The following is a 24,247-nucleotide window of genomic DNA, read 5'->3' on the forward strand; positions in this document are numbered from 1 at the left end:
CGCGCCGCGGGGCGCCGAAGCGCTCAGGCCGCGCCTGAAGCCGGCTCGGCAGCGGGGGACGCCTCCCGGCCCCCGCTGGCGGAGGGCTTGGGCGACGGCTTCGGGGACGGGGTGGCCGTCGGCTTCGGGCTGGGGCTGGCCGACGGCTTCGGCGACGCCTCCCCGGAGTCGCTGGGGCTCTGCGACGGATCGCCGGACTCGCTGTCGCTGGGCGACGGGCTCGGCGTGACCGTGTCGGGGTCCGGTCCGCACACGACGTACGGCGTCGGCTGGTAGCGGGTGGTGAACGTCTCCCGCTTCACCTCCTCGCCGTCCTGGTAGAACACCCGGTCCACGTCGATGGAGAAGCCGTTCACACCACCCTGGGCCAGGCAGTCGTCGGACTCGTCGTAGACGGTGTCGTACTCGACCACGCCATAGGGACCGGACGACTCGTCCTCGATGTCGTCGTAGACCTTGGTGCCCCACATCTCGATCGTGACCCCCGACGACGACGTCGAGGCGGTGATCAGGACGCCGTTGGGGGTGTCGTTGCGGAACTTCAGATCCAGCGCACCCCAGGCGACCGTGGCCTCCAGGCCGGCCTGGTAGCGCGAGATGTACAGCGAGTGGGCCCGCTGCTCCACCCGCTCCAGCCCGGCGAAGAACGCCGCGGTCCAGGTCGCGGTCGTGATGATGGACACCCCGCCGCCGAGGTCCTCGACGAACCGGCCGCCCTCGATCCGGGTGCCCTCGGTGTAGCCGTTCTCGACCGTGCGCTCCTTGATCGTGTCGTTCATGGAGTAGGTCTCACCCGGCAGCAGGACCGTGCCGTTGAGGTACTTCGCCGCGGTGCCCACGTTGATCCGGCGGTACTCCGCGGGCGGGAAGTACTGCGTGAAGGAGGACAGCTTCTCCTTGATCCCCAGCGCCTTGGCCTGCTCGGTCGTGAGCGTGGGCTCGCGCACGCCGATCGCGACGGTCGCCACCCGGTCGGCGCCCGAGGCCGTGAGCGCAGGCAGGACCGCGGCCGCCAGGGCAGCATCCTCGACCCCCTTGCCGACCTTCGACGGTACGACCACGGGGCGGTCCTTCTTGATGACGAAGCTGGCGTTGCGCCCTGGTGTCTCGACCGGGGCCAGTCCCTCCTGCAGGGCCTTGTGCAGCCGGGCGCCGTCGAGCACGGGCGCCAGCGTCCCGTCCTGCGGCTGGAAGGTCAGCGCACGGGAGATGCGGGCCGGCTCCAGGGACAGGCTGAGCGACTCCACCTCGACGGTCACCGGTGCCGACACGGCGGGCAGGGCCACGTCCTGGCGCACCTGCTCGGCGGTCTCGTCGGACACGGTCGGCGTGAGGTCGACGACCGGCAGCGGCACCGGCTCGGCCGCCCCTGCGGACGCCGGGTACGAGGCGACGACCGTCTCGGCGGCCGCGGCCCGGTCGATGCCGCGACCGACGACGCCCGGGGTCACCCGGGGCTCGATGTCCTTGTAGCGCAGGCGCGGCTCGACGGCGGGGGTGTCGACGGTGTCGGCGAACGCGGCGACCTGCTCGTCCAGCGCCGCCTGGTCGACCACGACGACCGGGGCCACCTCCACGGTGCCGACCAGGTGGCGCACCATGTCGACCGGGTTCCACACCCGCCCGGCAACGGCGTCCACCGTGGCCTGGGCGTCGACGGACAGCCCGGCCACGGCCGGGTCCAGGGTCGCCGAGGAGTCCTCCGCGGTGACCCGGATCTGCCCGGTCGTCTGCGGCACGACCTGGCTCTCGACGGCGGCGAGGGCCTCTTCGCGCGACATGCCGCCCACCTCGACACCGAGCACCGTGGTGCCGCGCGGGACGCCGTCGCTGCCGGAGAGCAGGGCGACCAGGTAGAGCACGAGGACCGCCAGGAACGTCCCGCCGACCGCGATGGTGCGCCGGCGCCGCTTCATCATCAGCTCGTGGGCCGCGGTCGAGCGCGGCCCGGGCCCGCCGGATCGGGGCGGCCGCTGCCGGGACGAGCCCGCACGGGGGCGCGCGGGCACGCCGGGCTGGTCGCTCACCCCGTACCCTCCTCGCGCCGACGTCCGTCCCGGTCTTGCCGCGGTCACGCCGGGGCATGCCGACGGGCCGCAGGGCGGCGTCATCGACCGGGAGCCCGCCCATGGTAGGGCCCCGGACGCGGGACCGCCCCACGACCTGTCCCGCGCAGCGGGCCGCCGCGGTCAGCGACCGGGCTCGTCCAGGACGTGGTACCCGCTGGCGTAGTAGACGAGCGGCACGGCCCGGGGGTTCACCGGCGACAGGGACAGCACCCGGCCGACCAGGATGTCGTGGTCCCCGGACTCGTACACGGCCTCGGTCGCGCACTCCAGGGTGGCGACGGACTCGTCGAGCAGGGCGACGCCGGTGGATCCGCGGTGGTGGGGCACCTGGGCGAACTGCCCGACCAGCGGCCGGCCGCGGGTGGCGAACCAGCGGGCGTGCCGGCGGGCCGGCGCCGCCAGGATCGACACCCCCCAGCGCCCGGCGTCGACCACGGCCTCGTGGAAGCGCGAGTCCCGCTCGACGCAGACGAGCACGAGCAGGGGGTCCAGCGACACCGAGGTGAACGAGTTGGCGGTCATGGCGTGGTCGAGGCCGCCGGCCACGGTGGTGACGACGGTGACGCCGGTGACGTAGCGCCCCACGACCCGTCGGAAGGCCTGCGCGTCCGGCACCTCGGGGGGGAGGTCCGGCGTGGGCCCCGGGCTCAGCGGGGTGGTCACGGCAGCACCGTCCGGTCCGGTTCCGCGGCGGCGTCCCGACCCGTGGCGGGCCGCGGTCGACGTTCGACGAGCGGGAATGAGGACGCGGCGGCGCCGAGGACGACGCCGACGAGCAGGTACGCCAGCTGCCGGCCGCCGTCGGAGATGGCCAGGTCGCCGGACGGGGAGCTCACGGCCAGCAGCACCGTGGCGACCAACCACCCCGCGTACGCGGCCGCACCGCCCACGCGCGACCCGACCAGCCAGGACGCGCCGCGCACGCCGAGCACCAGGGTGACCAGCACCAGGACAGTCCCCCAGGGCACCGCGACGGTTCCCACCAGGAGGCGGTTGGCCTGCACGAACGCGCCGATGACGCCGACCGCAACACCGGCCAGGAACAGTCCGGCGTACGCGGCCAGCCGGGTCGGCAGGGGCGCGTGCACCGGGACAGCGTAGGTCGCCGCCGCGGGGGCCCCGGACACGCGGGCCGTCAGGCGACGCCGGCGAACAGGTCGGCCTCCCGGCCGTCCCGGTCCGGCTCGCCCGCGGCCTCGCCCTTGACCCGGCGGAAGTACTCCACGCCGAACGCCTGGGTGCCGAGGTTGTTGGACAGCGCGAAGAAGCCCCCGTCGACGCTGACCTGGGTGGCGTGAGCGCGCAGGGCGGCCATCTTGTGCTCGAGGTAGTCCTGCGCGTGCACCGCGGTCGTCACCAGCTCGTCGTCGACGGCGAACGGGATGTCGTCGGGGTCCATCGCGGCGAAGTCGGACGTGTCGCCGGTCGCGCGCAGCGCCTCGATCCCGGCCCGCACGATGCTGCGCGGGAACGCGGTCCAGTAGACCTTGGGCACGTCCCAGGCCGGCCCGAGCTCGGGTCGGAAGGACGGCGCGGCGGCCAGCGCGACGGCGTACGTCGCGACCCGGTGGGCCTGGATGTGGTCCGGGTGCCCGTAGCCGCCGAAGTCGTCGTAGGTCACCAGCACCTGGGGCCGCACCTCGCGGACCACCGCCACCAGGTCCGCGGCGGCGGCCAGCAGGTCGGCCCGCCAGAAGCAGTCCGGCCGCTCGTTGCTGGGGGTCCCCATCATCCCGGAGTCCCGGTAGCGACCCGGACCGCCGAGCAGTCGGTGGTCGGTCACGCCGAGGGCGGCCATCGCCGCGGCGAGCTCCTCCCGGCGGTGCTCGCCGAGCCGGTCCTCGCGGTCCGCGGCGAGGTGGGCGACGTCCGGCAGCAGGATCTCCCCCTCCTCGCCGAGGGTGCACGTCACCAGGGTGACCGCGGCGCCCTCGTGGGCGTACCGGGCCATCGTGGCCCCGGTGCCGATGACCTCGTCGTCGGGGTGGGCGTGCACCAGGAGCAGCCGGCGGTCCGGCGTCGGGGCGGAGGTCATGGAAGGGGAGCCTAAGCCCGAGCGCGTCCGCCGCACGCCGGCGCCCGGCTGCGGTCCGGGCGCTGCCAGGATGACGGCCGTGGACGCGACGCCGACGACCGACTCGTTCCCCCGCCAGCAGGCCCGCACCCGGCGCTTCCGACTCGGCGCGCCCCGCGCCTTCAACCCGTCCCCGGACGGCGCCCGGGTGGTGTTCCTGCGCAGCGACGGCGGCACCGACCCGGTGACCCGGCTGTACGCGCTGGACCTCGACGCCGATCCGGCGCGGCCGCGGTGCGTGGTGGACCCGCACGCCCTGCTCGCCGAGGGCGAGGAGGACCTGCCCCCGGAGGAGCGTGCCCGCCGCGAGCGGATGCGCGAGGTCAGCGCGGGCGTGACCGCGTACGCCGTCGACGACGACGTTCGCGTCGCCGCGTTCGCCCTGTCGGGGCGCCCCTACGCGGTCCGCCTCGACGACGTGGACGCCGTCCCCCGGCAGCTGGACGCCCCTGGGCCCGTCATCGACCCGCGTCCGGACCCGACCGGCCGGCGGGTGGCCTACGTCAGCGCGGGCGCGCTCCACGTCGTCGGCCTGGACCCGGGGGCGACCGCCCGGGTGCTGCGGGCCCCGGAGTCCGACACCGTCACCTGGGGCCTGGCCGACTTCGCTGCCGCGGAGGAGCTGGAGCGGGTCCGCGGCTTCTGGTGGCTCCCCGACGGCGACGCGCTGCTGGTGGAGCGCTGCGACACCGCGCCGGTGGCCACCTGGTGGATCGCGGACCCCGCCCACCCCGACCGCCCGGCCGCCGAGCACCGCTACCCCGCCGCCGGGACGGACAACGCGGAGGTGTCGCTGTGGCGGGTCCCGCTGGACGGGGAGCCCACCGAGGTGACCTGGGACCGGGCCGCGCTCCCCTACCTGGCCACGGTCTCGGCGTCGGGACCCGGCGACCCCGTCGTGTCGCTGCTGTCGCGCGACCAGCGCCGCCAGGTGGTCCTCGCGGTGGACCCGGTCTCCGCGGCGACCACGGTCCTGGCCGAGCGCACCGACGCCGCCTGGGTCGAGGTCGTGCCCGGCGTGCCTCGGCGCGCGCCGTCCGGTGGGCTGCTGGAGGTCGTAGCGGACCCGGGGACCGACACCTACCGACTGACCCTGGACGGGATGCCGTTCACGCCGGCGGGGCTGCAGGTCCAGGCCGTGCTCGACGTAGGGCCCGACGGAGTGCTCGTCTCGGCCGCCGCGGACCCCACGGAGGTGGCGCTGCTGCTGGCCGGCTGGGACGGCTCGGTCACGCCGGTGTCGGACCCGGGCGCGGTGGCGGCGGGGCGGCGGCGCGGCCCGACGACGGTCGTCACCCAGACCGGGCTGGACCGGACCCGGGCGCGCACCGTGGTGCATCGGTCCGGTGACGGGGCCGGACCGGACGTCGACGTCGAGATCGAGTCCAGGGCGGAGACGCCCTCGGTGGATCCGGTCGTCCGCCTGCTCACCACCGGCCCGCGGGCACTGCGCACCGCGGTCCTGCTGCCGACGGGGCACGTGCCCGGGAGCCGCCGGCTGCCGGTCCTGATGGCGCCGTACGGCGGACCGCACGCGCGGAAGGTGCTGCGGTCGGGGCTGGCGTTCGCCGAGCCGCAGTGGTGGGCGGACCAGGGGTTCTGCGTGGTGGTGGCCGACGGCCGGGGCACCCCGGGCCGCGGGCCGGCGTGGGACCGCGCCGTCCTGCACGACCTCGCGACACCGGCGCTGGAGGACCAGGTCGACGCGCTGCGCGGCGTGGCGGAGGCGATGCCCGACGACGTGGACACCACCCGGGTCGCGATCAGCGGCTGGTCGTTCGGCGGCTACCTGGCCGCGCTCGCCGTGCTGGACCGGCCGGACGTCTTCCACGCCGCCGTCGCCGGCGCACCCGTCACGGAGTGGCGGCTGTACGACACCGCCTACACCGAGCGCTATCTCGGGGACCCGCGGGCCGACGCCGGACCGTACGACCGCTCGTCGCTGCTGCCGCGAGCCGCGGCGCTGTCCCGCCCGCTGCTGCTCGTCCACGGACTGGCCGACGACAACGTGGTCGCCGCGCACACCCTGCTCCTGTCTGCGGAGCTGCTGGCTGCCGGGCGCCCGCACACCGTGCTCCCGCTGAGCGGGGTCACGCACATGACCCCGCAGGAGGTGGTGGCGGAGAACCTGCTGCTGCTGGAGCTGCGGTTCCTGCGCGAGGCGCTCGGCATCCCCGCCGAGGGGTAGCCGCTCGCGCGTCGGTCCGTGCCGGCCCGCTCCCGCTCGCCCGCGCCGGCCTCACCCGCCCCCCTCCGCGAGTGCTCGCCCGTGGGGGTTTCGGGACGGTCCCGAAACCCCCACGGGCGAGCAATCAACGGAGGGTCAGGTGTCCAGGCGGCGGCCGAGGCAGCGCGACAGCGGGGAGTCGCGGTAGTGGCCGAAGCCGGGGACGGGCTGGTACCCGCAGGACTCGTACAGCGCGATGGCCTCGGGCTGCTCCAGCCCGGTCTCCAGCACCATCACGTCGGCACCGGCGGCCCGGGCCGTGCCCTCCAGGTGGGCCAGCACGGCCCGCGCGAAGCCGCGCCGCTGCTGGGGTGGCACCACGTACATCCGCTTCACCTCGGCGGCCAGGCCGCCGCCGAGCGCGGACACGTCGGGGCGCAGCCGCCAGCCACCCATCGCGACCGGGGTGCCGTCGAGCAGCCCGACGAAGAAGGCCCCCGACGGGGGCGCGAAGTGGTCGTCGTCCACGGCGGTCTCGTCCTCGCCGCCGTAGCGGCGGACGAACTCCTGCTGCAGGTCCGCGACCAGCGCGACCACCTCGGGGTCGCCGTAGTCGCGTGCCTCGATCACGAGGGGCATGCGCTGGCGGTTCGGGCGCGGGCGGCCTAGTGGCCGTTCCCGGGGCCGGGGTCGCCCGGGCGGGCGATGCCGTGCAGGTCCACGCCCTCGGGCACCTCGCCCATCTGCAGGTCGTCCGGAGCCGGCTGGCCACGACGAGCCTCGGTCACCGCGGCCGCGTCGCGGGCCGCCTCCTCGGTGGACTTCTCCTCCGGGAAGTGACAGGCCACCTCGTGGCCGGGCGACAGCTCCCGCAGCTCCGGCACCTCCGCCTTGCAGCGGTCCTGCGCCTTCCAGCACCGGGTGTGGAACACGCAGCCGGGCGGCGGGTTGATCGGGCTGGGCAGGTCGCCCTCGAGCAGGATCTTGGTGCGGCGCTGCTCCTTCGCCGGGTCCGGCACCGGGACCGCGGACAACAGCGCGTGGGTGTAGGGGTGCCGCGGCCGCTCGTACAGCTCGTCCCGGTCGGCGGTCTCCATGATCTTGCCGAGGTACATGACCGCGACCCGGTCGGAGATGTGGCGGACCACGGACAGGTCGTGGGCGACGAAGACGTAGGCGATGCCGAACTCGTTCTGCAGGTCCTCGAGCAGGTTGATGACCTGCGCCTGGATGGACACGTCCAGGGCGGACACCGGCTCGTCGGCGACGATCAGCTTGGGCCGCAGCGCGATCGCCCGCGCCACGCCGATGCGCTGGCGCTGGCCGCCGGAGAACTCGTGCGGGTAGCGGTTGTAGTGCTCGGGGTTGAGGCCGACCCGCTCCATCAGGTCCTGGACCTCGGCCTTGATGCCGCGCTCGGTCTTGATCCCCTGCACGCGGAACGGGGCGCCCACGATCGTGCCGATGGTGTGCCGCGGGTTCAGCGAGGAGTACGGGTCCTGGAAGATCATCTGCATCTCGCGACGCAGCGGACGCATCTGCTGCCGACCGATGTGCGTGATGTCGCGGCCGTCGAACTCCACCTTGCCGCCGGTCGGCTCGAGCAGCCGGGTGATGGTCCGGCCCGCGGTGGACTTGCCGCAGCCGGACTCCCCCACCAGGCCCAGCGTCTCACCGGGGTTGACGTAGAACGACACCCCGTCGACCGCCTGAACGGCGCCGACCTGCTTCTGGAAAATGATCCCCTGGGTGATGGGAAAGTGCTTCTGCAGGTCCGTGACACGCAGCAGCGCATCACCGGACCCGGCGCCCGAGCGCTCGGCGACCGGCTCTGTCGTGGTCACGCGCGTCCCTCTTCCTTGCGTCCTCGTTCGTCCTGCGTCTGACGTGGCCGGCCGCTACAGCCGGGGCTTGATCTCCTGCTGGAAGATCTCCCGGCGCTCGCTGGCGGGCAGGTGGCAGCGCACCAGGTGGCCGGCGGTGGTGGGGGCCAGGTCGGGGTTCTCGGTCGTGCAGGCCGCACCCACCCGGTCGACGTACGTGCAGCGGGGGTTGAAGACGCACCCCTTCGGCACATTGATCAGCGACGGAGGGGAGCCGGGGATCGGGTCGAGCCGGGTCTTGCGGGCCCGGTCCATGCGCGGCATCGAGGCCAGCAGCCCGAACGTGTACGGCATCTCCGGGGTGTAGAAGACGTCGTTGACGGTGCCCTGCTCCACGCAGCGCCCGCCGTACATGACCACCACGTCGTCGGCGGTCTCGGCGACCACCCCGAGGTCGTGGGTGATGATGATGATCGCGGAGTTGAACTCCTGCTGGAGCTCCTTCATCAGTTCCAGGATCTGGGCCTGCACGGTCACGTCGAGCGCCGTCGTCGGCTCGTCGGCGATGAGCAGCTCGGGGTCGTTCATCAGGGCCATCGCGATCATGGCCCGCTGCCGCATGCCGCCGGAGAACTGGTGCGGGTAGTCGTCGAAGCGCTTGACCGGGTTGGGGATCCGGACCTTGTTGAGCATGTCGATCGCCCGGTCGCGCGCCTCGGACTTCGACGCCTTGGGGTGGTGCACCCGGTAGGCCTCGACCAACTGGGCACCGACCTTGTAGTAGGGGTGCAGCGACGACAGCGGGTCCTGGAAGATCATCGCGATCTTGGACCCACGCAGCGTGCGCATCTCCTCGGCGTCCATGCCGACGAGCTCCTGGCCGTCCAGCCAGATCTGGCCGGACACCTTCGCCCGCGTCTTCTTGTGCAGCCCGAGGATCGCCTGGCTGGTCACCGACTTACCCGACCCGGACTCGCCGACGATGCCGAGCGTGCTGCCGCGGTCGACGGTGAACGTCAGGCCGTCGACGGCCTTCACCAGGCCGTCCTCGGTCGGGAAGTGGACCCGGAGGTCGCGCACGTCGAGGAAGGCCCGCGGCGGCTCCGCCGGCGTCGCCGGCTGGGGCCGGTCGATGGTCGTGGTCATGACAGGTCTCCGGTCGTCGTGGCGGTCAGCTGTATCTGACCCGTGGATCGATGACGCCGTACAGCACGTCGACGACCACGTTGGCCAGGACGATGAAGATCGCGGCGAAGATCGTGACCCCCATGATGATCGGGAGGTCCTGCGAACGGATGGCATCCACCGCGAGCCGGCCGAGGCCGGGCAGGCTGAAGGTCGTCTCCGTCAGGATCGCACCGCCGAGCAGCGCGCCGATGTCCAGCGCGAAGATCGTGACGATGGGCGTGAGGGCCGCGCGCAGCGCGTGCTTGCCGATGACCTTGCGGCGCGGCAGTCCCTTGGCCGTCGCCGTGCGGATGTAGTCCTCGCTCATGGTCTCGAGCATGTTGGCCCGGGTCAGCCGGGCGTACAGCGCGGCGTAGAGGAACGCCAGCGACACCCAGGGCAGGACCAGGTTGCGCGCCCACTCGGCCGGGTTCTCCGAGAAGGGCACGAACGTCACGTTGGGGAACCATCTCAGCGCCGGTGGCCCGTAGCTGAAGATGTACAGCAGCAACAGACCGGTGAAGTAGATGGGCAGCGACACACCCGCGAGAGCGATGATCATCGCGAATCTGTCGAAGAAGGACCCGCGTCTCAGCGCGGACAGGATGCCGATGCCCAGGCCGACGATCAGCCACAGGATGCTGGCCCCGATCGCCAGGGACAGCGTCACCGGGAACCGGTCGATCATCAGTTCCCACACCGGGGTGTTCAGGCGGAAGGAGTAGCCGAAGCACGGCGCCGGGCACTCCACCTCCTGGGTGCCGTCGGTGAAGGTGCGACCGGTCACGATGCCGGTCATGTACGTCACGTACTGCTCGACGATGGGCTTGTCCAGCCCGAGCCGCTCCTCCACCGCGGCGACCTGCGCCGGGTTGGCGACCTTGCCGACGTAGAGGTACGCCGGGCTCGCTCCGGTCAGCACCGGGGTCACCTGGAAGATGCCGAAGGTCACGATGCTGACCACGACGATGACGAGGCCGGCGCCGAGGAGGCGGCGGATCACATAGCGAGCCATACGTGCCGCGCGGTGTGGCCGGCGGGGTTGCCCCCGCCGGCCACACCGGCGTTCACCTCATTCCTGCGAACTCGTGAGGATTACTGCGACTGGGGAATCACTGACCGTCGGAGACGCCGATGTTCACGTAGTCGTAGTAGTTGCCCACGCCACCGTTGAGGTAGATGTTCGTCAGGCGGGGGTTGCGGTAGTACAGCGCCTTGTCGAAGACGTAGGGCAGGTACACCGCGTTCTCCATGACGTACTGGTCGACGCTCTTGCCGAGGGTCTCCTGCGTCGCGGCGTCGGGAGAACCGGCGTCCACGGAGTTCAGCAGGTCGTTGATCCGCGGGTCGTCCAGCGACGGGTAGTTGGAGTTACCCGCCTCCTTGATCGCGTCGCCGTTGGCGATCGACTGCCAGAAGCCGAAGGCGTTCGGGAAGTCGGGGCCCCAGCCGGCGATCGCCAGGCCGAGCTTCTTGTCGATGATGTTCTGCGGCGAGCCGATGAACGTCGAGTAGTACGTCGCCTGCTCACCGGGGGCGGCCTTCACGTTGATGCCGACGCGGGCCAGGGCGGCCTGGGTCGCGTTGAAGACCGTGATGCCCTTGCCCTCGGGCACGTACGCCATGTTGACGTCGAAACCGTTCGGCTGGCCGCACTCGGCCAGCTTCTGCTTCGCCATCTCCAGGTCGCCGGTGCTGTCCGGACCCGTCGGGTACAGGTCGGACGTCTCGTCGTAGCCGGGCAGGTTCGGCGGGGTCATCACGTTCGCGATGTCGCCACCGACGATCTCGCCGCCACGGGCCAGCTGCAGGTCCTTCTTGTTGATCGCGTAGAAGATCGCCTCGCGGCAGGCCTTGTTGTCCAGCGGCGGGAAGGTCTGCGCCACGGACAGGTACCGGATGAAGCCGGTCACCGGGTTGTCGGCGTTCTCCTTCAGGGCCGGGTCGGTGAAGATCTTCGTCTGGAAGGTCTGCTGCACACCGCCGTCGGCGATCAGGTCGAGGTCACCGGCCTCGAGCCGCTTGTCGATGTCGTCCGGGTTGGTGTAGACGGTCAGCTCGACCGAGTCCACCTTCGGCGTGCGGATCTCGTCCGTCGCCTGGTCCCAGTTGTCGTTGCGGACGAACGTGACCGACTTGCCCGGCTCGTAGTTCTCCATCTTGAACGGACCGGACGACGCCGGGTCGTTCGTGTAGGTCGCACCGGTGTCGCGGGCCTTCGGCACGGGGGCCGAGGTCGGCAGCGCCATCAGGTAGTCGAAGGACGCGAACGGCTGGGTCAGGTTGAAGACGATGGTCTGGTCGTCGGGGGTCTCCACCGACTTCAGGCCACCGGTCTTGTCCTGGTACGGGCCCTTGTACTCGCACTCACCCGCGGCGTCGCACTTGGACAGGATCGGCTGGTAGTAGAACGACGGGCCACCGTTGATGACGTCGACCGCGAAGAGCCGCTCGATCGCGTACTTGACGTCGCCCGAGGTGATCGGGGTGCCGTCGTCCCACTTGAGGCCGCTCTTGAGCTTGTACGTCCACTGGGTCTTGTCCGCGTTGGACTCACCCAGCGACTCGGCGAGGTCGGGGACGACCTGCGTGCCGGCCGCGCCGGGCTCGGGCGCGAAGCCCAGCAGCGAGCGCGTCATCAGCCGCTGCATGTCCCAGCACCAGGCGTAGTAGGTGCGGGCCGGGTCCCACGAGTCGCAGTCGCCGGTCGCACCCAGCTTCAGGGTGCCGCCGGTTGCGTCGGACGGGTTGACCACGCCGTTGACCGCGGCGTCGAAGCCGGAGGCACCGCCACCGGACGACGCCGACGCCGACGCCTCACCGGACGCGGAACCGGACGTGTCGCTCGACGACCCGCCGCCACAGGCGGCCAGGGCCAGAGCCCCAACCACGCCGACGGCCGCGAGCTGCGTCGCGCGTCGATAGTTCGCCATGAACCTGATCCTTCTCCTCGGGATCCTCGGGTCACCGGATGGTGCCCGGTCCCGGCGCCGGGCGCCGGGAAGTCTGTGGTGCCCTCAGCCGCTGTGCGGCTCCGGGGCGGGATGGGTTCCGGTCATCGCTCGCCTCACCCGGCGGACTTCGGGTCGAAGGCGTCGCGCAGGCCGTCGCCGAACAGGTTGAACGCGAGCACCGTGATGAAGATGGCCAGGCCGGGGACCACCATGAACCACGGGTCGATCGAGAACGTCGTCGTCGCCGTCGACAGCATCTGGCCCCACGAGGGCGTCGGCGGCAGCAGGCCCACGCCGAGGAACGACAGCGCGGCCTCGGCCAGGATGTTCACCGGGATCGTCAGCGTCGCGTAGACCAGGATCGGCGCCACCAGGTTCGGCAACAGCTCCTTGTAGAGGATGCGGCCGTTGCGGGCGCCCAGGCTGCGGGAGGCGTCGACGAACTCCTTCTCCCGCAGCGAGAGGACCTGGCCGCGGATGATGCGGCCGATGTACGCCCAGCCGAAGAAGCCGATGATGACCACGAGCAGGCCGACCCGCAGGCCGTCCCCGCTCAGGCCGGCGAACGCGTCCACGCTCTGGAAGATGACCAGGATCGCGATCGAGAACAGCAGCACCGGGAACGCCAGCATGATGTCCATGAACCGGCTGATCAGGGTGTCGGCCCAGCCGCCGAAGAAGCCGGAGGCGATGCCCAGCAGCACGCCGATGACCACCGACAGCGCGGTGGCGGCGAACGCGATGATGAGGGAGTAGCGAGCGCCGTACACGATGCGGGCGAGGATGTCGCGGCCGCTGACCGGCTCGATGCCCAGCGGGTGCTCCCGGGACGCCCCGCTGAACGGGCCGACCGGAAGGCTCGTCGTGGGGTCGAGCTGGTCGGTGTTGAACGAGAACGGGTCCACGTTGAAGATCGAGCAGATCAGCGGGGCGAAGACCGCCATCAGGATGATCAGGACGATGACGACCCCGCCGGTCATCGCGATCTTGTCGCGGCGTAGCCGACCCCAGGCGATCTGCCAGAGCGAGCGACCCTTGATCGCGGTGCCGTCCTGAGCCTCGGGCACGCCGTCGGACGGCATCGGCTCCAGCGGAGCCTCGACGGGGACCGACATGGGCGTTCCGGGCCTTCCTGCGAAGGGGCAGTCCCAGGGGGACGGACGACGGTGCGCACGCTACGTCACTCGAGCGGCGCGATTGAAACACACCCCCGCCCACGTGTCCGAATCGTGACACCGCTTGGGACCGTAACCATCTCGCAACAATCGCCCCGTGACGGCAAGAACTGCGGGGGACCCGGCACCGGACGACAGATCGTCCCGCACCCGAGCCGTCGCGGGGCTCCGATGCGGGACGAACTGACGTGCCGTCAGCAGCGGCTCAGCCGCGGTTGCGTCCGCGGGCGCGGGTCTTCTCCCGCTCGACCGCGGCGAGGACCACCTTGCGCAGCCGGACCACCGCTGGAGCGACCTCCACGCACTCGTCCTCGCGGCAGAACTCCAGCGCCTGCTCCAGGGACATCTGCTTGTGCGGGATGAGGGGCACCAGGACGTCACCGGTGGACGCCCGCATGTTCGTCAGCTTCTTCTCCTTGGTCGGGTTGACGTCCATGTCGTCCGACCTCGAGTTCTCGCCGACGATCATCCCCTCGTAGACCTCGGTGCCCGGCCCGACGAACATGGTCCCGCGCTCCTGCAGGTTCGCCAGCGCGTAGCCGGTCGTCATGCCGCGCCGGTCGGAGACGAGCGAGCCCGTCGGCCGGGTGCGCAGCTCGCCGTGCCACGGCTCGTACCGGTCGAAGACGTGGTGCAGCAGCCCGGTGCCGCGGGTCTCGGTGAGGAACTCGGTGCGGAACCCGATCAGCCCTCGAGCGGGGACCAGGTACTCCATCCGGATCCAGCCGGTGCCGTGGTTGACCATCTGCTCCATCCGGCCCTTGCGCAGGGCCATCAGCTGCGTCACGACGCCGAGGTAGTCCTCGGGGATGTCGATGGACAGGTGCTCCACCGGCTCCATCAGCACGCCGTCCACGGTGCGGGTGACGACCTGCGGCTTGCCCACGGTCAGCTCGAACCCCTCGCGCCGCATGATCTCGACCAGGATCGCCAGCTGCAGCTCGCCGCGGCCCTGCACCTCCCAGGTGTCCGGGCGCTCGGTCGGCAGCACCCGGATCGACACGTTGCCGATGAGCTCCGCGTCGAGCCGGTTCTTCACCAGCCGGGCGGTCAGCTTGGTGCCGCTCTGGCCGGACAGCGGCGAGGTGTTGATCCCGATGGTCATGGAGATCGACGGCTCGTCGACCGTGATGACGGGCAGTGCCCGCGGGTCCTCGGGGTCGGCGAGCGTCTCGCCGATGGTGATTTCCGGTATCCCCGCGACGGCGATGATGTCGCCCGGGCCCGCCTCCTCGGCGGGCACCCGCTCCAGCGCGTCGGTCATCAGCAACTCGCTGATGCGGACCCGCTCGACGTTGCCGTCCTTGCGGCACCAGGCGACCTGCTGGCCCTTGCGGATGGTGCCCTGGTGCACCCGGCACAGGGCCAGCCGTCCCAGGTAGGGCGAGGCGTCGAGGTTGGTGACGTGCGCCTGCAGCGGCGCGCCCTCGTCGTACGCCGGGGCCGGGACGGTGCGCATCAGGGTGTCGAAGAGGACCTGCAGGTCCGGCCGGTCCGGCATGCCGCCGTCCTCGGGCCGGTCCAGCGAGGCCCGGCCGGCCTTCGCGGACGCGTACACGATCGGGAAGTCGATCTGCGACTCGTCCGCGTCGAGGTCCAGGAACAGCTCGTAGGTCTCGTCGACCACCTCGGCGATGCGGGCGTCGGAGCGGTCCACCTTGTTGACCACGAGCACCACCGGGAGCCGTTTCTGCAGCGCCTTGCGCAGGACGAACCGGGTCTGCGGCAGCGGGCCCTCGCTCGCGTCGACGAGCAGCAGGACGCCGTCGACCATCTCCAGGCCGCGCTCGACCTCGCCGCCGAAGTCCGCGTGCCCCGGGGTGTCGATGATGTTGATGGTGACCGGGTCGCCGTCGGGACCGCGGTGCCGGACCGCGGTGTTCTTGGCGAGGATCGTGATGCCCTTCTCCCGCTCGAGGTCCATGGAGTCCATGACACGGTCGGCGACGTCGCCGGTCTCGGCCTGGTGCTCGGTGAAGGCTCCCGACTGCCAGAGCATGGCGTCGACCAGCGTGGTCTTGCCGTGGTCGACGTGGGCGATGATGGCGACGTTGCGGAGGTCCTCGCGGGCGGGCATGCGGGCAGGCTCGATTCCGGTGGGGAGAGGGGGAGGGCCCCAGGATAGTCGCGGTCGGGGCCTGCTCCCGAATCGTCGCTCGTGGGCCGGGCCGAGCCTCCCCCGCCGGCCTACCCCTTCGACTTCCTCTTGTTCTTCTTGCCCGACTTCTTCGGCGTGTCCTTCGACGGTCCGGCGTCCTCGCCCTTCTCCGCCTCCAGCTGCGCCTTGATCTCCCCGAAGCGGGCCTCCACCTCGGCCGGGACCTCCGGGTAGCGCAGGTCCATGCCGGTGATCGTGGTGGACACGATGTCGGCGACCGCGGCGCGCATCGCCCACTTGCGGTCCGCGGGAATGACGTACCACGGGGCCCACCGGGTCGAGGTGGCGTTGATGGCCTCCTCGAACGCGGCCTGGTAGTCGTCCCAGTACGCCCGCTCCGCCAGGTCGTTCGGGCTGAACTTCCAGTGCTTGTCCGGGTTGTCCAGGCGCTCCAGGAAACGGTCGCGCTGCTCCTCCTGGGACACGTTGAGGAAGAACTTCAGGATCACCGTCCCGTTGCGCGCGAGGTGGCGCTCGAAGGCGTTGATGTCCTGGTAGCGGTCGTTCCAGAACTGCCTGCCGCGCGCGCCCGGCGGCAGCTTCTGGGACGCGAGGATGTTGGGGTGCACCTTCACCACGAGGACCTCCTCGTAGTAGGAGCGGTTGAAGATGCCGATGCGACCCCGCTCCGGCAGCGCCACCGTGTAGCGCCACAGGAAGTTGTGGTCGAGCTCCAGCGCGCTGGGCACCTTGAACGAGGAGACCTGCACGCCCTGCGGGTTCACGCCGGACATGACGTGCTTGATCGTCCCGTCCTTGCCGGCCGCGTCCATCGCCTGGAAGACCAGCAGCAGCGAGTAGCGGTCGTCGGCGTACAGCAGCTCCTGGGCCTCCGCCAGCGCCGCCTTGGACTCGGCCAGCAGGTCCGCGGCGCCTGCCTTGACCTCCTCCCGGGGCAGGTCGCGCAGGTGCGGCGGGAGCCAGCGGGGGTCGTGGTCGGTGATCCGGAAGGTCTCCCCGGCGCTCACCTTCAGCTGCTCCAGGACGGCGGGTTGCATGGGCACGGTGGCCTCCCGGTGACTGGCCGTGGCGGCGCCGCACCGGCGCCGGATTCGATCATGGCAGCCCCCGGCCCGCCATGCCCTCCCTATCGCTGCCCTCCCTGTCGCTGGCCCTAGCCGTCGTACGCGGCCCGGAGCAGGCTGGCGGCATGACGGGGCGGCTGGCACGGGTGGTGGCGGTGGGGCTCGCGGTCGGGGGGCTGGTGGCCGGCTGCGGGGGGTCCAGCGAGCCGACCGGCTCGGTGCCCGCCTCCCCCGACCGCACCGCCTCGGGAGACGTCGCCCCCGACGTCACGGCGACGCAGGACGTCCCCGCCAGCGAGGCCGCGGACCTGCCGGGTGACGCGTCGGCCGAGGCGGTCGTACTCCCGGCCCAGCCCGTGGCCTGGGACGTCGACCCCTGCTCGCTGGTCACCGCCGCCGAGGTGGAGGCCGCGACCGGAGAGACCGTCACAGGGACTGCGGAGCAACCCCCGATCACTTGCCTCTACACCCTGGACGGTGTCGACGTGTTCGTCTCGGTCGAGGACGGCGAGGGCCGGATGGGCGGCCCCGCGGCGGTGTACGAGGGCTACCTCGGCTGGCTGCCGACGGGAGAGGCGGTCGAGGTGGAGGGCGTCGGCGAGTCCGCGCTGTACGCGCCCAGCGTGCGCGGGCTGGCGGTGCACGTCGGCGACGGCCGCTACCTGGCGGTGGGGGTGAACGGCGGGTTCAGCGTCCTGGCCGAGCCACAGCAGGCCCTGGTCGAGGTGGCGAACGCCGCGGTGGGACGCGCGTAGACGTTGTGGTGCCGGTTGCGCGAGCTAGGGCTCGCGCAACCGGCACCACAACGTCTACCCGCCGGAGGGACGGGCTACGCGCGCACGGCCGTGGTGCGGACCTCGAGGCCCGTGCCGTCGTCGGTCACCCGGTAGTCGACGGACACGGCGGCCAGGTCGGCCAGGGAGGAGACGTGGGTTCCTCCGCACGGCACCGAGGCAGAACCCTCGGCGAGGTCGCACGACCACTGACGCCGCGCGGTCACGGTGTCGTCGCCGTCACTGAGGACCCGGACCTCGGCGCCGTCGGACAGCCAGGCGGCCAGCCGCGCGTTGACGCGGTCCTGGACGTCGGCCACCTGCGCCAGCAGGTCGGCGGACTCGAAACCCTTCTTGCGCAGCGACTTGCCCAGCCGATAGGCGTCGAACGCGCCGTCCGGGAGGATCCGCGATTCGGTCAGTGCCAGCTGGTCGAAGTCGGGGTGGCCCAGGGAGTCCGAACGGCCTGGGTCCTTCCGCCACATGCCGGCGACCTCTGCGTTGAGCGCGAACGCGGCCAGGTGGCAGGCGGTGTGGCCCGCCGACAGCGCCGCCCGGGACGGGCCGTCGACGGTGAGGGACACCGCGTCCCCCACGGCGGGCGCGGTCGCCGAGTCGTCGAGGACGTGGACCACGACCCACGACCAGCCCTCCTCGCCGCGGCGCACGGGGATGTCCGCGCCGACGAGGACGTTCCCGTCCGGCGACACGGCCCCGGTGACGCAGTCCACGACCGGGCGGGCAGCGAGACTCCCGACGTCGCCGGGCTGGTCGGGCCAGGTGTGGTCCACCGGATGGAACGGGGTGGTGTCGGTCACGACGCCCACCCGTCCGCCGTCGAGGGGCACCACCGCGACGACGGTCCCGGTGCCGTCGACCGCGCCGGAGGGGTACGTGACCAGGGTGCTGTCCATGGCCCGATACTGCCCGGCCGGCTCAGTGCGCGAGCGCGGTGGGGCTCTCCACGTGCGTGAGGTGGCCGTCGAGGATCTCGAACACCCGGTCGGTGTAGGGGACCATCCGCAGGTCGTGGGTGACCATGATCCCGGTCTTGCCCCGGCCCTTGATCTCCCGTCGCAGCAGCTCGACCACCTGCTTCCCCAGCTTCGTGTCGAGTGCTGCGGTCGGCTCGTCGACCAGGACCAGGTCCGGGTCGTTCATCAGCGCCCGGCCGATCGCCACCCGCTGCCGCTCGCCGCCGGACAGCTGCTCCGGCAGGTTCTTCGCGCGCGCGGCCAGCCCGAGCTCCTCCAGCAGCTGGTCGGCCCGCTGCTGCGCCTGCTTGCGACCGATGCCGGGAGCGAGCGTGGACACGTACAGCAGGTTCTCCTTGGCCGTGAGGAAGGGGACCAGGTTCGCCGACTGGAACACGAAGCCGACCTTCTCCGCCCGGAACCGGGTCAACTCCTTGCGGGAGAGCCCGGTCACGTCCGTCCCCCCGAGCTTGACCACGCCGGACGTGGGGGACAGCAGGCCGCCGATGATCGAGATCAGCGTGGTCTTGCCCGATCCGGAAGGCCCCAGCAGGGCGACGAACTCGCCCTGGTCGACCGCCATCGTCGCGTCGGCGACGGCGGTGACCGCGGTGTGGCCCTCGCCGTAGGTCTTGGTCACGCCGGCCACGTGCAGCAGCGCGTGCGTGTGCGTGGCGGCGTCCTCGGCCGGGTCCGGGCCCGGCCCGGACGGGACCGTGGTGGTGCCCTCGATCACCGGGTCGGGCTCCGTGGTGGGCTCGTGGGCGGCGGGCTCGTGGGTCGCGCTCACAGCGCTCCTCCGATCGCGGTGGCGGGGTCGATGCGGGCGATGCGCCGCAGCGAGAACGCGGCGCCGACGACGCCGGCGACGACGGTGAAGATGGCGATGGTGACGAGGGTCTCGGTGCGGAACAGGGTCGGCACGGCGGGCGGGATCGCCGCCCCGAGCAGCCGGGCCGCCAGGGCGCCGACGACGACTCCGACGGCGGAGGCGACGACGGCCTGCACGATCACCCCGACGCCCAGCCGGCCGGTGGACGTGCCCAGCGCCTTGAGGGCGGCGAACAGCTCCCGCTTCTCCAGGATCAGCAGCGCGAAGAACAGCGCGACCACCAGGGCGGCGACGGCCAGGGTCGTGTAGATGATCGCGCTGAGAGTGGACTTCTGCTGCTCCACGCCGGGGATGGCCAGGCCGGTGGCCTCGGCGCCGAGCACAGCGGTGCCCGGCACGGCGGCAGCGACCGCGGCCAGGTCCGCGCCCTCCGCGGTACGCAGCGCGACCGCGCTGACGACGTCGTCCTGACCGCGGAGCTCGGGGCGGACCGCGTCACGCATGGCGCGCCAGGTGTCGACGGTGGTCCAGACGGTGGGCTGCAGCTGGTACGAGGCGTCGGTGACGATGCCGACGACCTCGACCGGGACGTCTCCGACCGTCAGCGTGCTGCCGACCGCGACGCCTTCCTCGAGCAGCCGGGAGTCGACGGCCGCGGCACCGTCCTCGCCGGGCTCGGGCAGTCGGCCCTCCCGCAGCGTCGTGGGCACGCCGGCGCCCTCGGGGTCGACGCCCACGACGGCCAGGTCGACCTCTCCCTGCGGCCCGGTGCCGCCGGTCAGCAGCAGGCCGACGGGGGACGCCTGCTCCACCCCCGGAGCGGCGGCGAGCTCCGCCACATCCGCGGCGGGCAGCGTGGACCGCACCAGCGATCCCTCGGCCTCCTCGCTGAACGCGTACGCGGTGGCGTTGCTGGACCGGATGGCACCGGTGGAGCCGTAGAACAGCCCGTCGGACAGGGCGCCGAGGATCAGCACCAGGAAGACGATGAGGCTCAGCGCCGAGACGATCGACGCGAACCGGCCCTTGGACCGGCGGATCTCGTTCAGTGCCAGCATCACCGGGCTCCCGCCGCGCTGAAGGGGTCGATGCGCGCGATGCGCCGCACGCTGAGCAGGCCGGCCAGCAGCGAGAAGACCAGGACGCCGAGGACCGTACCGATGACGAGGCCGGGCTGGAGGCTGACCGGGATCCCGGTGTTCAGTCCCTGGACGGCCAGCAGGGTCAGGGCCACCGCGACGACGGAGGCCAGCAGGACCACGATCGTGATCTGCAGCGAGACGGTCGCGGAGAGCCGGCCGGTGGAGGCACCCACGGCGCGCAGCAACGTGAACACCTTGAGCTTCTGCACGGTGAGGATCAGGAAGAAGAACCCGATGACCACGATGCCGATGACGAACGTCAGCCCCACCAGGATGCCGAAGGTCTGGGACACCGACTCGACCCCGGGGATCTTGCCGACCGCGTCATCGAGCGTGTAGCCGGTGACGCCGTCCACCGCATCGGACACCGCGGCGGCCACCGCCGCCGGGTCCTGGCCGTCCGCCACCGTGACCGCGACGGCGTTGACCGGGACGAAGGGGGCCCCCGGGTTGGCCGACCGGACGATCTCGTCGTAGGTGCCGAGGTCGACGTACGCCGTGGGGATGGCGCTGAACTGCGCACCGCGCAGCAGCCCGACCACGGTGAGCTCGACGCCGCCGGGGCGCACCTCCACCGTGTCGCCGAGCGCGACCCCGCCGCCGTCGACTGCAGCCTCCCCCGGCGCCTCGGGCAATCGCCCGGACGACAGCCCGGTCGGCTGCCCCGGCGCGCCCGGCTCGAACCCGAAGACCTGCAGGTCCTCGGTGCCGTCGGGCAGCGGGCTGCTCGTCGTGAGCGTCGCGATGGCGGCGGCATCGGCCACGCCATCGACCGCCCCCACGGCCGTCACGACCTCGGGAGCCAGCCGGCTGGCCTGGATGTTGTCGCGCGCCGCGGCGGAGTAGACCAGGACGTCCGCGTCGAGTCCCTCCAGGGCACCGGTGAACGAGCGGATGAGCGCCGACGACAGGGTCGACAGCAGCAGCACCAGGAACACCAGCAGCGCGACCGCCCCGGTGAGCAGGCCGAAGCGCAGCGGCGCACGCCGCACCTCGGTCAGGGCCAGGCCCACGGTGACTCCCCTCGCGTCCTCGACGATCCGCACCCATCCTGGTGGCGGTACCCGCGTTCGGCATCTCGAGCCGCCGGGCGGCCCGACGTTCCTCAGCAGGCGAAGTATTTATACTCAGCATGCTGAGGATCAGCAAACTGAGGAACGCCGGATACGCTGTGACAGTGGTCTCACCCGGTCGCGATGTCCCCGCCGACGACTCCCCCGAGTCGTGGACGCTGAGCCGGCTGCTGGTGACCGCGACCCGGCTGGTGGAGCACGGGATCGCCGAGGAGCTCCGACCGTACGGACTGACCCATGCGGGCTTCGGAGTGCTCGCGATGGTGCATCCGGGACCACTCAGCCAGCGGGAGATCGCCCACCGCGCCCGCGTGGAGGAGCAGACGGTCAGCCGCACCGTCGAGCGGCTGGAGCGCCTCGACCTGGTCCGCCGGTCCCGTGACCCGCACGACCGACGGCGGGTACTGGTCGAGCCGACCGCTGCCGGCCGACGGGCGTTCCGGGCCGCGACCCGGCACGACCGCGCCGAGGAGTTGCTGGCCGAGCTGCCCGACCCGGAAGGGTTCCGGGCCCAGCTGGCGACGCTGGTCCGTCGCCTCGGCGGCGAGGACGCCGTGCCGCTCCCGGACGAGCACTGAGCGAACGAGCACCGGGCGGAGGGGCACCGGGCGGACGGGCACCGAGGTCGGTCGGCTACCGGAGCAGACCCGCCACCGCGCTCACCGCCGGCAGGTCGCCCGGCAGCCAGCCGACGTCGTTCAGCTCCGCCACCGTCAGCCACCGGACGGCGTCGTGGTCGAGCAGGGGCACCGGCTCGGCGTCGGGCGCCAGCCGCACCTCGTACACCACCAGGGCCAGGTGGTCGGCGAGCGGGAACGGTCCGCCGACCCGCTTCCCCACGTCGGCGGTGACACCCAGCTCCTCGCGCAGCTCGCGGGCCAGCGCCGCCTCCGGCTCCTCGCCGGGTTCCACCTTGCCGCCGGGCAGCTCCCAGCCGCCTGCGAGCTCGGGCGGCGCCGTCCGCCGCGCGGCGAGCAGTCGACCGTCACGCACCACCGCCCCTGCGACGACCAGCCGACGGCCGTCCGGCAGGACGTGCGTGTCGCGTACCCCGTCCCCGGTCACGCCGGCGGAGTCTGCCAGGCTCGCGACGTGGCGCGACGACTTGATGCCGCCGAGGTGGACCGTCAGCTGGTCAGCCTGCCCTCCTGGCGCGGGGACGTGACCGCGCTGCACCGAGAAGCGCGGATGCCCGACTTCCTCGCGGCGATCCGAGCGGTGGACGACGTCGCGCTGGAGGCCGAGGACATGGACCATCACCCCGACATCGACATCCGCTGGCGCACCGTGCGCTTCACCCTCCGCACCCACGCGCAGGACGGGGTGACGCAGCTCGACGTCGAGCTCGCACACCGGATCGACGAGATCGTCCGGAGGCACGACGGTGAGTGACGGGACCCGGCCAGGTCGCCGGGGGCTCCGCACGGCCGGGCCCCAGCATGAGCCGCACGACGCGGTCGCGCTGGCCGAGCGCACCAACCGGATCCGCGCGGCGGTGCTCGGTGCCAACGACGGGATCGTCTCGACCGCGGGTCTGGTCCTCGGCGTGGCCGGCGCCACCACCTCGACCCCGGCGATCCTCACCGCCGGCCTCGCCGGGCTGGTGGCGGGTGCCCTGTCGATGGCGGCCGGGGAGTACGTGTCCGTGAGCTCCCAGCGCGACACGGAGGCCGCGGCCGTCGACCGGGAGAAGGTCGAGCTGGCCACCGACCCGGACGGCGAGCTGGCCGAACTGGCCGACCTCTACCAGCAGCGTGGCCTGTCGCCCGAACTGGCCCACGAGGTGGCTGAGGAGCTGACCCGGCGGGACGCGCTGGCCGCGCACTCCGAGGTGGAGCTGGGCATCGACCCGGGAGAGTACGTCAACCCGTGGAACGCCGCGGTGTCGTCGCTGCTGTCGTTCACCGCGGGGGCCCTACTCCCGCTGCTCGCGATGGCGTTCGTCCCGCAGCCCCTGCGAGTGCTGGTCACCTTCGTCGCGGTCCTGGCGGCGCTGACCCTGACGGGGTACGTCAGCGCGCGGCTCGGCGGGGCCCGACCCTGGCGCGCGGTGGCGCGCAACGTCGGCGGCGGAGCGTTCGCGATGATCGTGACGTTCGCGGTCGGCCGGCTGATCGGGAACTGGGTCTGACCGCGACCTAGCCTGGTGCGATGCGCGGGCTGCTGATTCTGCACGGCTGGACCAACGTCCGGCCGGCCGGCCACTGGCAGCGGTTGCTCGCGGCCGCCGCCCGGGCCCGGGGCGACTGCGTGCTGTACCCGCAGTTCCCCGACCCGGACCTGCCCGTCCTGGCGGACTGGCTGGACCTGCTCGCCGCCGAACTCCACCAGCTCGACGAGGCCGGGGTGACCGAGCGGGTCGTCGTCGCCCACTCGCTGGGCTGCCTGACCTGGCTGCACGCCTGCGCCCAGGAGATCGTCCCCACATCGGTGGACCGGGTGCTGCTGGTGGCCCCTGCCGCCCCCGCGCTCCTGGACGAGATCCCGGACTTCCGTCTGGACCCCGCGGACCCGGGTGTGGGGTCCGCGCTGCGCGCGGCGAGCCGCTCGGCGCTCCTGGTGGGTAGCGACGCAGATCCGTGGACCCCGGCAGGGCTGCACGCGACGTTCGGGGCGCCACTCGGGATCCCGTCCGTGGTCATCCCCGGTGGCGGCCACCTGGCCCTGTCCGACGGCTGGGGTCCCTGGCAGGGCGTCATCGACTGGGTCGCAGACCCGTCCGCGGACCTGACCGTGCGCTGACTGGGCACGTCGACGCCCACAGATGTGAGCCCAGTGGTTGCTACCCGCACCCGATCGGCCCCGGAGACGACCACTGGGCTCACATCTGCGTGATGCGCT

Annotated in this window: 23 protein-coding genes; 6 read left to right on the top strand and 17 right to left on the bottom strand. The window is 72.3% G+C overall.

The window, feature by feature from the left end:
• Positions 1-23 precede the first annotated feature (23 nt).
• The 4 genes from R2737_02845 to mshB all read right to left on the bottom strand — a co-directional run bounded on the left by R2737_02845 (position 24) and on the right by mshB (position 4,104).
• Positions 24-2,027, bottom strand: a complete 2,004-nt coding sequence (locus tag R2737_02845; GenBank protein MEZ5115184.1) for a VanW family protein — start codon at positions 2,025-2,027, stop codon at positions 24-26.
• Between the two features lie 162 nt (positions 2,028-2,189).
• On the bottom strand, positions 2,190-2,732 hold the full coding sequence (locus R2737_02850) for a flavin reductase family protein (GenBank protein MEZ5115185.1): 543 nt from the start codon (positions 2,730-2,732) through the stop codon (positions 2,190-2,192).
• Complete coding sequence (locus R2737_02855; protein MEZ5115186.1) at positions 2,729-3,157, bottom strand: DUF6113 family protein; 429 nt, start codon at positions 3,155-3,157, stop codon at positions 2,729-2,731. Before R2737_02855 ends, R2737_02850 begins: the two co-directional genes overlap by 4 nt.
• Before the next feature lie 47 nt (positions 3,158-3,204).
• Positions 3,205-4,104, bottom strand: a complete 900-nt coding sequence (gene mshB / locus R2737_02860; protein ID MEZ5115187.1) for an N-acetyl-1-D-myo-inositol-2-amino-2-deoxy-alpha-D-glucopyranoside deacetylase — start codon at positions 4,102-4,104, stop codon at positions 3,205-3,207.
• Positions 4,105-4,174: 70 nt separating this feature from the next.
• On the opposite strand from mshB, the gene R2737_02865 reads away from it, so the two are divergent.
• Positions 4,175-6,331, top strand: a complete 2,157-nt coding sequence (locus R2737_02865) for a prolyl oligopeptidase family serine peptidase (GenBank protein MEZ5115188.1) — start codon at positions 4,175-4,177, stop codon at positions 6,329-6,331.
• 135 nt (positions 6,332-6,466) lie between these two features.
• On the opposite strand, the gene R2737_02870 is transcribed toward R2737_02865, so the two are convergent.
• From R2737_02870 to R2737_02905, 8 genes are all read right to left on the bottom strand, one after another.
• Positions 6,467-6,949 (bottom strand): GNAT family N-acetyltransferase, encoded by a 483-nt coding sequence (locus tag R2737_02870; protein MEZ5115189.1) that lies wholly within the window; start codon positions 6,947-6,949, stop codon positions 6,467-6,469.
• A gap of 26 nt (positions 6,950-6,975) precedes the next feature.
• On the bottom strand, positions 6,976-8,154 hold the full coding sequence (locus R2737_02875) for a dipeptide ABC transporter ATP-binding protein (protein ID MEZ5115190.1): 1,179 nt from the start codon (positions 8,152-8,154) through the stop codon (positions 6,976-6,978).
• Positions 8,155-8,208: 54 nt separating this feature from the next.
• Positions 8,209-9,279 (bottom strand): ABC transporter ATP-binding protein, encoded by a 1,071-nt coding sequence (locus tag R2737_02880; GenBank protein ID MEZ5115191.1) that lies wholly within the window; start codon positions 9,277-9,279, stop codon positions 8,209-8,211.
• A gap of 25 nt (positions 9,280-9,304) precedes the next feature.
• Positions 9,305-10,303, bottom strand: a complete 999-nt coding sequence (locus tag R2737_02885; GenBank protein MEZ5115192.1) for an ABC transporter permease — start codon at positions 10,301-10,303, stop codon at positions 9,305-9,307.
• Positions 10,304-10,412: 109 nt separating this feature from the next.
• Positions 10,413-12,233 carry an ABC transporter substrate-binding protein gene (locus tag R2737_02890; GenBank protein MEZ5115193.1) on the bottom strand — a complete coding sequence of 607 codons (1,821 nt, stop codon included), beginning with the start codon at positions 12,231-12,233 and terminating at the stop codon, positions 10,413-10,415.
• A 134-nt stretch (positions 12,234-12,367) separates the two neighbouring features.
• Positions 12,368-13,369 carry an ABC transporter permease gene (locus R2737_02895; GenBank protein ID MEZ5115194.1) on the bottom strand — a complete coding sequence of 334 codons (1,002 nt, stop codon included), beginning with the start codon at positions 13,367-13,369 and terminating at the stop codon, positions 12,368-12,370.
• Positions 13,370-13,634: 265 nt separating this feature from the next.
• The gene (gene typA / locus R2737_02900) at positions 13,635-15,506 is read right to left on the bottom strand and encodes a translational GTPase TypA (GenBank protein MEZ5115195.1); all 1,872 of its coding nucleotides are present in this window, start codon (positions 15,504-15,506) and stop codon (positions 13,635-13,637) included.
• Positions 15,507-15,616: 110 nt separating this feature from the next.
• Entirely contained in the window at positions 15,617-16,585 is a 969-nt protein-coding gene (locus R2737_02905) for a polyphosphate kinase 2 family protein (GenBank protein MEZ5115196.1), read from the bottom strand.
• Positions 16,586-16,737: 152 nt separating this feature from the next.
• Between R2737_02905 and R2737_02910 the strand changes: the two genes are divergently transcribed.
• Positions 16,738-17,367 carry a hypothetical protein gene (locus R2737_02910; protein ID MEZ5115197.1) on the top strand — a complete coding sequence of 210 codons (630 nt, stop codon included), beginning with the start codon at positions 16,738-16,740 and terminating at the stop codon, positions 17,365-17,367.
• Between the two features lie 74 nt (positions 17,368-17,441).
• On the opposite strand, the gene R2737_02915 is transcribed toward R2737_02910, so the two are convergent.
• From R2737_02915 to R2737_02930, 4 genes are read right to left on the bottom strand one after another with little or no spacing between them, the layout of a single operon-like run.
• Entirely contained in the window at positions 17,442-18,299 is an 858-nt protein-coding gene (locus R2737_02915) for a hypothetical protein (GenBank protein MEZ5115198.1), read from the bottom strand.
• Positions 18,300-18,321: 22 nt separating this feature from the next.
• The gene (locus tag R2737_02920) at positions 18,322-19,149 is read right to left on the bottom strand and encodes an ABC transporter ATP-binding protein (protein MEZ5115199.1); all 828 of its coding nucleotides are present in this window, start codon (positions 19,147-19,149) and stop codon (positions 18,322-18,324) included.
• Positions 19,146-20,249, bottom strand: coding sequence for an ABC transporter permease (locus tag R2737_02925; protein ID MEZ5115200.1), 1,104 nt, complete (start codon positions 20,247-20,249; stop codon positions 19,146-19,148). The genes R2737_02920 and R2737_02925 overlap by 4 nt, the downstream gene beginning before the upstream one ends.
• A complete protein-coding gene (locus tag R2737_02930; protein MEZ5115201.1) occupies positions 20,249-21,379 on the bottom strand; it encodes an ABC transporter permease in 1,131 nt (376 codons plus the stop codon). Before R2737_02930 ends, R2737_02925 begins: the two co-directional genes overlap by 1 nt.
• A 131-nt stretch (positions 21,380-21,510) precedes the next feature.
• Between R2737_02930 and R2737_02935 the strand changes: the two genes are divergently transcribed.
• Positions 21,511-21,984 (top strand): MarR family transcriptional regulator, encoded by a 474-nt coding sequence (locus tag R2737_02935; protein MEZ5115202.1) that lies wholly within the window; start codon positions 21,511-21,513, stop codon positions 21,982-21,984.
• Positions 21,985-22,039: 55 nt separating this feature from the next.
• Here R2737_02935 and R2737_02940 read toward each other — a convergent pair whose 3' ends face one another.
• Positions 22,040-22,471, bottom strand: coding sequence for a (deoxy)nucleoside triphosphate pyrophosphohydrolase (locus R2737_02940; protein MEZ5115203.1), 432 nt, complete (start codon positions 22,469-22,471; stop codon positions 22,040-22,042).
• 27 nt (positions 22,472-22,498) lie between these two features.
• Between R2737_02940 and R2737_02945 the strand changes: the two genes are divergently transcribed.
• The 3 genes from R2737_02945 to R2737_02955 are packed head-to-tail and all read left to right on the top strand — an operon-like array spanning position 22,499 to position 24,148.
• Entirely contained in the window at positions 22,499-22,798 is a 300-nt protein-coding gene (locus tag R2737_02945) for a 4a-hydroxytetrahydrobiopterin dehydratase (GenBank protein ID MEZ5115204.1), read from the top strand.
• Positions 22,791-23,537 (top strand): VIT family protein, encoded by a 747-nt coding sequence (locus tag R2737_02950; GenBank protein MEZ5115205.1) that lies wholly within the window; start codon positions 22,791-22,793, stop codon positions 23,535-23,537. The genes R2737_02945 and R2737_02950 overlap by 8 nt, the downstream gene beginning before the upstream one ends.
• Positions 23,538-23,557: 20 nt before the next feature.
• Positions 23,558-24,148: an alpha/beta hydrolase gene (locus tag R2737_02955; GenBank protein ID MEZ5115206.1), complete on the top strand. Its 591-nt coding sequence runs from the start codon at positions 23,558-23,560 to the stop codon at positions 24,146-24,148.
• Positions 24,149-24,247: the final 99 nt, after the last annotated feature.

This window comes from Candidatus Nanopelagicales bacterium, assembly GCA_041393815.1.
Lineage (GTDB): Bacteria > Actinomycetota > Actinomycetes > S36-B12 > JAWKJK01 > JAWKJK01.